Here is a 12,809-nt window from a genome sequence, read left to right as displayed (position 1 = left end):
CACGTGAGCGGTCGGCGTCGCCGTCGCACGCTTTCGCCGGCTCGGCGAACTCCGGCACCGCGGCCACTTCTCACGAAGCCGCGGTGCCGGGGTCGCTGAACGGACGAGATCTGCAGGGGCACGGCGATCCGGGGCTATCCCCGAAGGGAGACCGCCGGCGTCAGGTCCGGGTCCACTGCTGGTTGGTGCCGCCGTGGCAGCTCCAGATGTGCACCTTGGAGCCGTTGGCGGTGCCGTACCCGGACACATCCAGGCACTTGTTGGCGCCCACGGCGGTGATGGTGCCGTCGGAGTTGAGGCGCCACTTCTGGTTGTTCTGGCCGTTGCAGTCCCAGATGATCACGCTGGAGCCGTCGGCCGTGCCCGCGCCGCTGACGTCCAGGCACTTGTTGCCGTAGACGCGCAGCTCGCCGGCGCTGGTGGAGGTCCACTGCTGGTTGACGCCGCCGTGGCAGTCCCAGATCAGCGTCTGCGCGCCGTTGGTCTGGGAGGCGCCGTCGACGTCCAGGCACCGGCCGGACCCGACGCCCCGCAGCGCGCTCGTGCTCCCCGAGGACGACGGAGTGGGCGAGGGCGACACCCCGTTCCTGGGCCCGGCGGACGACATCACGGCCTGGGCTCCCGACGGCCAGTTGCCGTTGGTGACCGTGACGTTGCCGTTGACGACGTTGCCGCGGTCGCCGTTGGTCACGTTGGTGCTGCCGTTGGTCGACCAGTTGCCGGTGACGGTGAAGTTCCCCATGTTCTCGGCGAACCAGTAGTTGGCGGTGGCCCAGGTACCGGTGTCGGCGAGGACGTTGTTCCTGGCGGTGTAGTACTTGGAGCCTTCGTCGAAGTAGATCCCGAACCAGCCGTTGGTCCGCAGGCAGTAGTTGTCGCTGATCAGAGCGTTCGGGTTGGCCGACAGCGTGTAGATGCATCCGCCGTCGGTCATCTGCTGCATGACGTCGTGCACGTAGTTGCCGACCAGCCGGTTGCCGGACGCCGTGGTGGCCGTCGTGTACCGCGGCTGGTAGTTGTACAGGCCGCGGTCGGCGTAATGGTTGCTGCCGCCCGCGTCGTTGGCGCCCCAGCCGTATCCGATCGACATGCCGGTGTAGGGCATGTTGTAGACCTCGTTATGGGACACGTCGCTGCCCGTGACGTAGGTGGTCAGAACCGAGACGACGCCGCGGTAGTCCAGGCCGAGGTCATGGATCCGGTTGTCGCTGACGGTGATGTTCCGGTTGACCATCCGCTGATCGCCGGGGTGGTGCGCGTCGGCGCGGACACCGCCGACCACGATGCCGCCGGCCGAGCTGTGAGCGATCTCCGACCGGGTCACCGCGATGTCGGAGGCGCCCAGGCCGACACCGCTCGCGTGGGCGTTGGCGTCGTTGCCGATTCCGATGGCCGTCTGGCCCAGGTTGACGAACCGGGAGTCGGTGAAGGTGATGTTCTTGGCCGCGGAGACCTGCACGGCGGCGGGCATCTGGTACCAGTTCGGCCTGGTGGCCTCGAACTGCGGGCAGCCCTCCTGGCAGGAATTCGGCAGGTCGCCCGGCCAGTTCCAGTTACCGGCGATGTAGGCGCCGGTCTGCTGGTCGGCGAAACCCTGGTTGCTGCTGGGCCCCAGCCAGCTGGTGCCGGTGAACGTGATCCCGCTGAACGTGATGTGGTGCGCGGGCGCGTCGTAGGTGCCTCCGACGTTCACCAGGGACTGCAGGACGGGCAGCTCGACGCTGACGTCGTTCACGTTCCGCCCGGCGGGGGGAATGTAGTAGAGGACGCCCGTCCCGGGGTTGAGGTACCACTCGTTCGGCGAGTCGAGGAACTCGTAGGCGTTCTGCAGGTAGAGCGGGCCCGCCCGGTGCGGGGTGGTGAACACGTCGTATCCGAACATGTTGTTGTTCCAGCCGGGCTGCTGCATCGTGATGAAGTTCCCGCTGATGCTCTGCACCCGCACATACCGGTCCGTGAACGAACCGATGCTCTCCAGCTCGACCCGGTTCTGGTCGGCGAGGTTGTTCAGGTAGTTCAACGCGCCGTTGCTGAACCTCATCCCCGCGCCGGTCGCGGTGAAGTCGGCCCGGTTCACCTGGGTGCGGGCGCGGGTGGCGAGGGCGCCGTCGACGTACAGCTGCCGGGCGTCGATTCCGGCGCCGACGTTGGCGCGCCAGATGTTCTTCCCGGAGTCGGCCTGCGACCATCCGGTGACCGCCCGGGCGCCGCTGATGACAGGGTGCGCACCCTGCGCGGCCTGCCATCTGACGGTATAGCCGTTGTTTCCGGAGTCGGCGGCGGTCAGCCGGAGCGGAGCGGAGAGCCGGTAGACCCCGTCGGCCAGCTCCACGACGATGTCGCCGGACATCGCGCCGTTCAGCGACCGCACCGCCGTCTGCGCGGCGGGGAGTGAGCACGGCTGGGCGGAGGTGCAGGCGGTGCCGGAGCCGGAGGGTGACGCGTACAAGGTCGTGGTGGCCGCGAGCGCCGGGGCGGCCGGGGAGACGAGGGCGGCCGCCGAGGCCAGCGCCGCGGCGGCGATTCCGGTCAGGACCGGTCTCAGCGCCGCGACGGGCGAAGTTGATCGCACGGTGGTTCCTTGGGGGGTTAGGTGTCTGGTCAGGTCACGCCGGTGAAGTGGGAGTGCGGACGTGGCCGGCGGGGGACGCGGAGGGCCGTGAAACGCCTCCCGTCCGTGATCCGGCCCGGAGGTTCCGGAAGGGGCTCGTACGCCGGGACCTCGCTACCAATTACGATCGGAGCGCTGATGCCAGTCAAGACCTTAAGCCCACCTATTTTTCCATTCGTACAGTGAAATCCGGGTCGTCGCGAGCCCCTTTTCTCCGTTCACCAGCGGAGATGTTCACCGAACCTCCCCTCTCGCCGGACACTCCCATATGAACGGTTCAGATGTTTCGTACTGATCCGAGTCCGCCAGGCCGGGGAGAAACCGGCTCGATCAGTCATACTCTTGCAAGGGAACGGCGAGGAGGAAGCACGGTGACCGACACCCCGCGCGGAAGCGGATACCGGCCGGGCTACGAGGTGGCCGCGGAGCAGCTACTGGAGTTGATCGTCCGGCTTGAACTTCGTCCGGGCGACCGCATGCCGACAGAGAACGAGCTGGCCGCGCAGCTGGGCACCAGCCGCACGGTCGTACGAGAGGCGGTGAAGATCCTCTCCGCGCTCGGCCGGGTGCGCGCCCAGAAGGGCCGCGGCCTGTACGTCGCCGACGACGAGGGGATGCTCGGCACCGGACGCTGGGCGTCATTCTTCCTCCCCACCGACCTGGACCACGTCTACATGCTGTTCGAGTTCCGCCGGGCGCAGGAGATGGAGACCAGCCGGCTGGCCGCCCACCGTGCCACTCCCGCGGAGCTGCGGGCCATCGAGGAGGCGGCCGGCGTGTGCCGCCACGGCTTCGAGACCGGGCGCGAGGACCTGTTCAACGGGGGCGACGACAGTTTCCACACCGCCATCGCCACCGCCTCGCACAACATGTTCCTCCAGATCGCGGTGCGGGAGGCCCGGCGGCTGCAGGCACAGTCGAGCCTGATCGGGCTGCGGGGCTCGGTGGGCGAGCACGCGGCCAAGGCCGTCGAGGAGCACGATGCCATCTACCGGGCCATCCGCGCCGGCGATCCCGAGGCGGCCGCGCAGGCCGCCGCGACGCACATCGACAACACTCTGGACGACTACCGCAGGGAGATCCAGCAGCGCCTCTTCTCGTCTCACTGATCCCGGTCGGCCCGCCGCTTGCCGAACCGGTTCGACGACAGTAGAACAGACGGGGGCCCGTACCGGCAAGCGGCGCGATGATACTTTCATCGCGCTCGGATCGGCGAGACGCACAGGACGTGGGCCTTGACAGACGGTTCGGCCGTCGTATGTGCTTCCCTCTAGATATCGTCTCTCCCGTTGCGCGTGCCAGTGCCCACGCGAATCGATTCGCGTGTGGTGATCGGCTGCCCGAGCCGGTTCTCCGTCTCCGCCGCGCCCTACCCCCGAAGGAGTACGACAATGCAGCCTCCATCAGTTCCCCTACCCGGCCCCTTATCGGGCCGTGCGACGCGCGGCCGGCGCTTTCGGACGGCCGTCGTCGTGTTCGTCACGGCCGTGCTGACGACCCTCCTGCCCACCGCCTTGACGTGGTCGGCGCCCGCCTCGGCCGCGACGACGCCACTGATCGGTGTGGGGTCGGGGCGGTGCCTGGACGTCGACGGCGCCTCCCAGTCCAACGGCGCGCAGACGCTGATCTGGGACTGCCACGGCGGCGTCAACCAGCAGTGGACCTCCACCAGCGCCGGTGAGCTGCGCGTCTACGGCAACAAGTGTCTGGACGTGTACGGAGCCGGCACGGCCGACGGCTCCAGCGTGATCATCTGGGACTGCAACGGCCAGAACAACCAGAAGTGGCGCCTCAACTCCGACGGCACCATCACCGCCGTGGGCGCCAACAAGTGCCTGGACGTCGCCGGGTACGGCACCGCCAACGGCTCCAAGGTGCACATCTGGGCCTGCCACGGCGGCACCAACCAGCAGTGGACCACCGGAGCCGAGCCCAGCCCGACCCCGACCTTCACGCCGACACCGCCGCCGCCCGGCGCGCGCTCGTGCGACATCTACGCCTCGGGCGGCACGCCGTGCGTGGCCGCGCACAGCACGACGAGGGCGCTCTACGACTCATACGCCGGCAACCTGTACCAGGTCAGGCGCTCGTCCGACAACACGACCCGGAACATCGCCGTCCTCACCGCGGGCGGCGTCGCCAACGCCGCGGCACAGGACTCCTTCTGCGCCGGCACGACGTGCGTCATCACCGTCGTCTACGACCAGTCCGGGCGGGGCAACGACCTGTGGTACCAGGGCTCGAGCGTGGTCCCCGGCTCCCCCCAGAGCAGGCCGGCGATCGCGACCACCGAGTCGCTCACCGTCGGCGGCAACAAGGCCTACTCCCTCTACATCAACCCCGGCAACAGCTACTGGCGCGACGGCCACCTGACCGGCGTCCCCACGGGCAGCGCGCCGGAGGGCATGTACATGGTGACCAGCGGCACCCACGTCAACAGCGGCTGCTGCTTCGACTACGGCAACAGCGAGACGACCAGGAAGGCCGACGCCGCGGGGGCCATGGACGCCATCAACTTCAGCACCCAGTGCTGGTTCGGCGGCTGCTCCGGTTCCGGTCCCTGGGTCCAGGCCGACCTCGAGTGGGGTCTCTACCCCGGCGGTAGCCAGTCGTGGAACCCCAACCAGCGGGCCTTCCCCCACAAGTTCGTCACCGCCACGCTGAAGAACAACGGCACGAGCCGGTTCGCGATCAAGGGCAGCAACGCCCAGTCCGGCAGCCTCTACACCCTGTACGACGGCCCGCTCCCCAACGGCTACAGCCCCATGAAGAAGCAGGGGGCCATCATCCTGGGCAGCGGCGGCGACTGTTGCAAGCCCGATGGCGGCGCCAACCTCAGCGCGGGCACCTTCTATGAGGGAGCCATTGTCGCCGGTTACCCCAGCGACGCCACCGAGAACGCGGTCCAGGCCGAAATCATCGCCGCCGGTTACCGCTGATCCGCTCCCGGGACGACCCTTCACATGAACCGGACGCCGGCCGTCACTCCTCATCAGGGGGGTGACGGCCGGCGTCGGTACGCGGGGCGCGGGGACGGTCAGCGCCGGACGGTGTGAGTCACCTCGTCGCCCGGTCGTGTGCGGGGTGAACCGGTGTGGCCGTGCGGGGTGAGCCGGTGTGGCTGTCCGGGATGGTCGTGGTCGGCCACCGAGAGCAGTCGCCGCCCGGCCTGCTCCGGCCGGACGTTGGGGGTGCCGGCCGTCGTGTCGTCCGGCCCGCGGGTGAACGCGTTGATCGCGTTCTCGTCGATCGTGACGCCCAGGCCAGGCGCGTCTCCGAGGATGAAGGCGCCGTCCTCGATGTGCAGGTCGAGTGACATGCCGAGTGGTGGGTGCAGGTCCTGCAGTTCGCTGGTGATGTGGTTCGGCACCGACGTCGCGGCGTGCAGCAGCCCGACCGGTGTGTTGCCGATCGGGCTGACCGGCAGGTCGTGGGCGTGCGCCAGGGCGGACACCCGGAGGAAGTGGGACACTCCCCAGACCGCGGCCGTCTGGACGATGTCGACGGCCCCGGCCGCCAGCAGCGGACGGAACTGCTCCAGCCCGGTGAGGTTCTCCCCGGTGGCGACGGAGGCGCGGATGCCACGGCCGACCAGGGCCAGACCTTCGGCGTCCCACCGGCGGACCGGCTCTTCGATCCAGGTGAGGTCCAGGGCGCGCTCGATCTCGCGGACGTGCCGGACCGCCTGCTTGCGGGTCCAGGCCTCGTTCACGTCGAGCATGAGGCCCGGCCGTGATCCGTGTCCGGCCTCTGTCAGGACCTCGCGTACCAGCGTCAGGCGGTGCCGGTCGCGTTCGATGTCGAGACCACCCTTGATCTTGGCCGCGCGCACACCGCGCTCGGCGTAGACCTGGTAGACCGCGACGAGGTCGTCGTCGGTCAGGCCGATGTCCAGGCCCGAGGCGTAGGCGGGAACCCGTCTGTCGCGCCCGCCCAGCAGACGCCAGAGCGGTTCGCCCGCAGCCTGTGCCTTGATGTCCCACAAGGCGGTGTCGAGCGCCCCGATCGTGCCGAACACGACGCCCGCGTGCCCCGCCTTGAAGGTCTGCCGCAGCATGCGGTCGTAGAGGGCCGTCACGCCGCGCGGGTCCTCGCCCTCGATCGCGGCGAACACGGCGTCGATCTCCACGTGCGGCCCGAGGCCGACTCCGGTGATCCCCTCGTCGGTGTCCACCAAGACGATCGGTACCGGGACGGTCCCGCCGGCGAAGACGCCGTTGGCGTCACCGACGGGACGATCCCATTCCTGGACGGTCGTCATGGTCCGATACCCCGTGATCCGCATGTCAGCCCTTCGTGGAGCCGGCGGTGACCCCGTCGGCGATTCGGCGCTGGAGGAACAGATAGATCATCAGCACGGGTATCGCGGCGATCAGGACACCCGAGGCGAAGGTGGGGATGTCGCTGGAGTACTGTCCGCGCAGCGAGTTGACCCCGATCATGAGAGTGCGGTGGTCGGGCGACGGCATTATCAGCAGGGAGATGAGCACGTCGTTCCAGCAGAACAGGGTGTTGAGGATGCCGACGGACAGCAGCGCCGGCACACCCAGCGGGAGCATGATCCGCCGGTACACGCCGTAGATCGTGTTCCCGTCGATTCTGGCCGCGTCGACGATCTCCGCCGGAATCGTTGTGTAGTGGCTCGTCATCAGGAAGACGGTGAACGGGAGGAACTGCGCGACGTAGGCCAGGATCAGCCCGGGATAGGTGTCGACGAGACCGCCGTCGGCCAGGACCCTGGTGAGCGGCACCATGATCACCTGGAACGGGATGAACAGCCCGGCGAGGCAGCCCAGGAAGATCAGGGAAGAACCGCGGAACCGCAGCTGACTCAGCGCGAAACCCGCCATCGACCCCAACAGCAGCAGCAGGGCCACGGAGAACGCCACGACGATGAAGGAGTTGGCGAAGTACCGCGCCATTCCGGCGCCGGCCCATGCCTCGACGATGTTGTCCCAGCGCAGCGAATCCGCCGGGGAGAACCGGTCGAGGACGTAGTCGCGCCTGGTCTTCATCGCGACGTTGGCGGTGAACAGAAGAGGGTAGATCGTCGCGAGAGCGAGAACGGCCATCGGGACGGCGGCCAGCCACTTGGCCAGGCGCATTCCGGGCATCAGTCCTGCCTCCCAGAGCGGCGGAGCAGAGTGATCTGCAGGAGCCCCACCACGAGCATGACGACGAACAGAACCGTCGAGGCGGCGGAGGCGAGCGCCGGCCGGTTCATCTGTCCCTGCTGGTGCCAGATGTAGTACTCCGGAAGGTAGGTCGATCCCTCCGGACCTCCGCTGGTCATGATGAAGAGCAGGCCGAACATGGACGTCAGCATCCCGATCATCGTGGTCACGAAGACGAACTGGATGGTGCGGGTAAGGCTCGGGATGATCACGTGCCAGATGATCTGGTGGAGCGACGCGCCGTCCATGCGGGCGGCGTCCAGCAGCGAGGCGTCCAGGGTGCTGAATCCGGCGAGGAACACCACCAGTGCCATCCCGAACGTCGCCCATACGTGCACGCCGATGACGGTGAACATGGCGATGCCCGGATCGCCGAGCCAGTCGACCGGGCCGACGCCGACCGCCCCGAGCACGGTGTTCAACGGGCCGTCGAACGCGAGCATGAGGTTGAAGATCGCACCGACGATCACCGGTGACAGCACGGCCGGGAAGAAGTAGACGCTGCGGTAGACGCGGTGACCGGGCACCCGCAGATAGATGAAGGTCGCGAGCAGGCCCGGAATCGCCACCGCCACGGGGAGCAGCAGCACCAGCAGCCCGACGTTGCGCAGCGACGTAAGGAACAACGGGTCCGCGGCCAGCTCCAGGTAGTTGCCCAGGCCGACCACAGTCCCGTTGAGCTCGCCGTCGCCCGTGAAGGAGAAGTTGACTCCCAGGACGAGCGGCCACAGCCGCAGCACCACGATGATCAGTACGGTCGGGGCCACCAGGACGTAGGGCGCCAGACGTTCGGCGCGAGCCCTACGGGAGACCGGCCGTAGTGAACTCCCCATCGGCACGCGATCAAGCCGTCCGATCGGAGGCGGCCAGCTGCTCCAAAGCCTCGTCCACGGTGGTCGACCCGCTCAGGAGCTGCTGGGACAGCCTTCCCATCAGGTCCAGGGTCTTGGACGACAGCGCGACGTGCAGGGCGGGCTTACCGGTTTTGATCTCGGACAGGATCGTGGCGACGGCCGGGCCGGCCTGTGAGACGTCGATCGTCATGTCGGACGCGATCGCGCCGGCCTTGGCGTAGAACGCGGTCAAGGCCTCGGTCGAGGTCAGCGATCGCACCAGGTCGGCGGCCGACTCCGGGTCCTTCGTCCACTTGGCGACCGCGTAGCCGATGCCGCCGTCGAACGCGAGGCTCGGGGTGGTCCCGTCTGTGACGACGGGGGCCGGCATGACGCCGATCTTGTCGGGAGGCAGGAACTCGCCGAAGTCCTTCCAGTGCCCGACGTCCGACATCAGCCCGATGATGTGCGCGGCCTTACCGGTCTGGAAGACCCGGAAGATGTCGGTGAACATCGCGGTGGAGTTGGCGCCCTCGTTGTTCAGCCCCTCGTCGCCGGCGCTCTTCCACAACTCGAAGATCCGCTTTACGTGGGGGGAGGTCCAGTCGCGCTTCCCGGCGATCCAGTCGTCGTACTCCTGGGGCGTGAGGATGCCGGATCCGAGGCCCGACATGAAGAACTGGATGCCGGCCCCCTCCTTGTTGCCGAGCGCGAAGCATGACGCCTCGGTCGCCTTCTTGATGGCGGCGCAGCCGCTCACGAACTCGTCCCATGTCTTCGGCGGGTTCGCCGGGTCGAGCCCGGCCTCCTCGTAGAGCGCCTTGTTGTAATAGATCGGGTGCCCCTGCAGGGTCACCGGCGCCGCATAGATCTTGCCGTCCTTGGTGAACGCGTCCCAGCCCGCCAACCGGCTCTTGTCCTCGGCCACGTACTGGTCCAGCGGGAGAAGCGCGTCGACCCGGTCGCGGATCTGCCCGCCCCCGTTGAAGAGCATGACGTCGGGCCCCTTGCCGGTCTGGATCGCCGTGCCGAGCAGGGTGTAGTACTGGTCGAACGGCTGGGCGACGAACTCGACGGTGACCCCGGGGTGCCGCTTGGCGAAGTCGGCCTTCGCCTTCTCGATGTACTCGGCGGCGGTCGGTTCGCCGGACTTCCAGTCCCAGACCACGAGCTTCTGCGGCTTCTGCTGCGATTCCTCGGCCGGGGACTCCGTCTGGGCCGCGCTCCCGCAGCCGGCCAAGGCCAGTCCGGCGACCATCAGGACCGGTATGAACACTCGCAGCTTCATGGCTTGCTCACTTTCCGAGATCGGCTGGGGGGACGCCGCCTCCGCGGAAAGGTAACTCGTATGACGTATGACCGTCAATACGGTCACGTATACTCGGCGTTGGCGCTTCACCAGGCCACCGGAGGGGGACATGACGGCATCGCAGGAGACAGTCGGCGGTGTCCCGGCACCACCCGCCTGGGTACGACGCCCGGCCAGCCTCTCCAGAGCGGTCACGGCCGAGTTGGTGGAGCGCATCGTGCGCGGCCTCCACCCCCCGGGAACGCCGCTGCCCCCCGAGCCCGCGCTGTGCCAGGCCTTCTCGGTGAGTCGCACCGTCGTCCGGGAGGCCGTGAAAGTCCTGCAGGAGAAGGGGCTGGTACAGGTCCGCCAAGGCGCCGGCACGATGGTGACCCCGCCGGCGATGTGGGACATGCTGGACGAGCTCGTCCTCGCCGCGACCATCGCCGAGGACGAGAGTCTGGCGATTCTCGACGACCTCGTCGTCACCCGGCGTGTTCTGGAGTGCGACATGGCGAACGTCGCCGCCCGTCTGGCCGGGCCGGACACCGTGGAGCGGCTGCGCGCGTTGGTGGACCGGATGGACGAGCTCGTGGACGACCACGTCATGTACGCCGAGAGCGACCGCGCCTTCCACGACACGATTATGCAGGCGTCGGGAAACCGCATCGCTCGTGGCGTCGTGCGGGCGCTGGAGAGCCAGGTCGTCAACACCGCCCGGTACATGGGCCGGACCGAGCGGGCCCTTTGCGTGGCGTCGAACCACGGCCACCGGCGCATCTACGAGCGCATCGCCGCCCACGATCCCGAGGGCGCCGCCGAGGCGATGTTCAATCACATCACCGAGGCCTGGCTCGTCCGCCGCAGCGGACAGGCCGATCCCGTCCGGCTGCAGCGTTAGATCGCGTCCGGCGCCCCCGGCCCGACCTGATCGCGTGTTCGCATCGGCGCAAACGATTCGACCGGCGACGCTGAAAGTTTCATAGGAGTCTTCGGCGGTGATCACGGCCGCTTTCCCTGGCCAAGCGACAGGAGGGGCGGAGTGTGCCGGGTGGCGGCCCGCACCGTCGGAACGGCCGAACCTTGACAGGTCCGGTCACGGTCATATTTGCTCCGCTGAACCACCGCACTCCAGCCACCCGGAAGAAAGGAGATCCGGTTCGGCGGTGATGAGTTAGCGTTAACATCGAGCCTCTCGACCGGCCGGTCGATAACACCCCCGGGCCGGCGGGTTTCGACTGGCAGAACGCGCCGTGTGCGGCGAACCGGTATCCGCCGAGCCGGCGACCGGAAAAGCCGGCCGGCCGACTCCCGCACCCCCGGAGAAGGCGGAAGAAATGACTCCCCCACGCACGTGTGTCACCAGAAGATTCGAAAAGGAAATCGCGTGATGTCGCGGCACAGGTCTCTCTTCACCGTTATCGCGACCACCGCGCTGCTCCTCCTGACCTCGGCACAGACGGCGCTCGGCGACAGCACGACAACGTCGCGCACCGAGGCGAGCGCTCTCGCGGCCACCGCGGGATGCGGCAAGACTCCGACGCTGAGAAGCGGTACGCAGTCGATCACGACCAGCGGGAAGAATCGCAGCTATATCCTGAGGATTCCCGACAACTACAACAACACCACCCCTTATCGATTGATCTTCGGGTTCCATTGGAACGGCGGCACCGCCAATGACGTCGATTCGGGCGGAACCAGCGGTTATGTCTGGTCCTACTACGGACTCAGGGCATTGTCGAACAACACCGCGATTTTCGTCGCCCCACAGGGAACGAACAACGGCTGGGCCAACCCCGGCGGTGAGGACATCACCTTCGTCGACGACATGATTCAGCGGATCGAGGCGGATCTCTGCGTCGACACCGCCCAGCGCTTCGCCCTGGGCTTCAGCTACGGCGGCGGCATGAGCTACGCGCTCGCGTGCGCCCGGGCGACGACCTTCCGCGCTGTGGCGGTCTACTCCGGTGCGCAGCTCAGCGGATGCAGCGGCGGCACCCAGCCCGTCGCGTACATCGGCCTGCACGGCCTCAGGGACCCGGTGCTCAACATCTCCGCCGGCCGGTCGCTGCGTGACCGGTTCGTCAGGAACAACGGCTGCACGCCGCAGAACCCGCCGGAGCCGGCGCAGGGCAGCCTGACCCACATCATCACCTACTACTCGGGATGCCAGGCCGGGTATCCGGTCGCGTGGGCGGCGTTCGACGCGGGTCACACCCCCAGCCCCGTGGACGGGAGGTCCGGCGACTTCGAACCGGGCGAGAACTCCTGGACCAGGCATGCCGTGTGGGATTTCTTCACGCAGCTCGGCGGTGGTAACCCGACGCCGACGGCGACTCCCACGAGCACTCCTACGGGCAATCCGCCGGCGACGAGCGCGCTGCGGGGCGTCGGGTCCGGCCGGTGCCTGGACGTCGACGGCGCCTCCCAGACCAACGGCGCGCAGACGCTGATCTGGGACTGCCACGGCGGCGTCAACCAGCAGTGGACCTCCACCAGCGCCGGTGAACTGCGCGTCTACGGCAACAAGTGCCTGGACGTCAGCGGCGCGGGCACGGCCGACGGCTCCAGCGTGATCATCTGGGACTGCAACGGCCAGAACAACCAGAAGTGGCGCCTCAACTCCGACGGCACCATCACCGCCGTGGGCGCCAACAAGTGCCTGGATGTGTCCGGGTACGGCACCACCAACGGCTCCAAGGTGCACATCTGGACCTGCCACGGCGGCACCAACCAGCAGTGGACCCGGGCCTGACACCGTCTGAGGGTCTGCCCTCGTCGCTGTCACCGGCGAGGGCGAGACCCTCCTCCCCGTGCCGGCCGCGCACATCGCCGGCCGGATAGGCGACCAGGGGCGGCACCTCCTGGACGCGAAGCAGAACTCTGGCACACGATCTGGCAAC

Annotated in this window: 9 protein-coding genes; 4 read left to right on the top strand and 5 right to left on the bottom strand. The window is 68.0% G+C overall.

Annotated features, from left to right (window positions below):
* Positions 1 to 160: 160 nt before the first annotated feature.
* Positions 161 to 2,572, bottom strand: coding sequence for an RICIN domain-containing protein (locus AP234_RS38830; protein ID WP_083502424.1), 2,412 nt, complete (start codon positions 2,570 to 2,572; stop codon positions 161 to 163).
* Between the two features lie 410 nt (positions 2,573 to 2,982).
* Between AP234_RS38830 and AP234_RS25325 the strand changes: the two genes are divergently transcribed.
* Both AP234_RS25325 and AP234_RS25320 read left to right on the top strand, forming a co-directional pair.
* Positions 2,983 to 3,720 (top strand): FadR/GntR family transcriptional regulator, encoded by a 738-nt coding sequence (locus AP234_RS25325; RefSeq protein WP_055482243.1) that lies wholly within the window; start codon positions 2,983 to 2,985, stop codon positions 3,718 to 3,720.
* Positions 3,721 to 4,083: 363 nt separating this feature from the next.
* Positions 4,084 to 5,550 carry an arabinofuranosidase catalytic domain-containing protein gene (locus tag AP234_RS25320; protein ID WP_055482242.1) on the top strand — a complete coding sequence of 489 codons (1,467 nt, stop codon included), beginning with the start codon at positions 4,084 to 4,086 and terminating at the stop codon, positions 5,548 to 5,550.
* 98 nt (positions 5,551 to 5,648) lie between these two features.
* Here the strand turns inward: AP234_RS25320 and AP234_RS25315 are convergent, their stop codons facing one another.
* From AP234_RS25315 to AP234_RS25300, 4 genes are read right to left on the bottom strand one after another with little or no spacing between them, the layout of a single operon-like run.
* Positions 5,649 to 6,872: a mandelate racemase/muconate lactonizing enzyme family protein gene (locus tag AP234_RS25315; RefSeq protein WP_200926703.1), complete on the bottom strand. Its 1,224-nt coding sequence runs from the start codon at positions 6,870 to 6,872 to the stop codon at positions 5,649 to 5,651.
* Between the two features lie 25 nt (positions 6,873 to 6,897).
* Complete coding sequence (locus AP234_RS25310) at positions 6,898 to 7,725, bottom strand: carbohydrate ABC transporter permease (RefSeq protein WP_055482241.1); 828 nt, start codon at positions 7,723 to 7,725, stop codon at positions 6,898 to 6,900.
* A complete protein-coding gene (locus AP234_RS25305; RefSeq protein WP_055482240.1) occupies positions 7,725 to 8,618 on the bottom strand; it encodes a carbohydrate ABC transporter permease in 894 nt (297 codons plus the stop codon). Before AP234_RS25305 ends, AP234_RS25310 begins: the two co-directional genes overlap by 1 nt.
* 10 nt (positions 8,619 to 8,628) lie before the next feature.
* A complete protein-coding gene (locus tag AP234_RS25300; protein ID WP_055482239.1) occupies positions 8,629 to 9,906 on the bottom strand; it encodes an extracellular solute-binding protein in 1,278 nt (425 codons plus the stop codon).
* 130 nt (positions 9,907 to 10,036) lie between these two features.
* On the opposite strand from AP234_RS25300, the gene AP234_RS25295 reads away from it, so the two are divergent.
* Both AP234_RS25295 and AP234_RS25290 read left to right on the top strand, forming a co-directional pair.
* Positions 10,037 to 10,807 (top strand): FCD domain-containing protein, encoded by a 771-nt coding sequence (locus AP234_RS25295; RefSeq protein WP_083502421.1) that lies wholly within the window; start codon positions 10,037 to 10,039, stop codon positions 10,805 to 10,807.
* 489 nt (positions 10,808 to 11,296) lie between these two features.
* Positions 11,297 to 12,661: a ricin-type beta-trefoil lectin domain protein gene (locus tag AP234_RS25290; protein ID WP_083502420.1), complete on the top strand. Its 1,365-nt coding sequence runs from the start codon at positions 11,297 to 11,299 to the stop codon at positions 12,659 to 12,661.
* Positions 12,662 to 12,809: the final 148 nt, after the last annotated feature.

The organism is Sphaerimonospora mesophila (genome assembly GCF_001417795.1).
GTDB lineage: Bacteria > Actinomycetota > Actinomycetes > Streptosporangiales > Streptosporangiaceae > Sphaerimonospora > Sphaerimonospora mesophila.
This window is presented reverse-complemented; position numbering and strand designations above follow the sequence as displayed.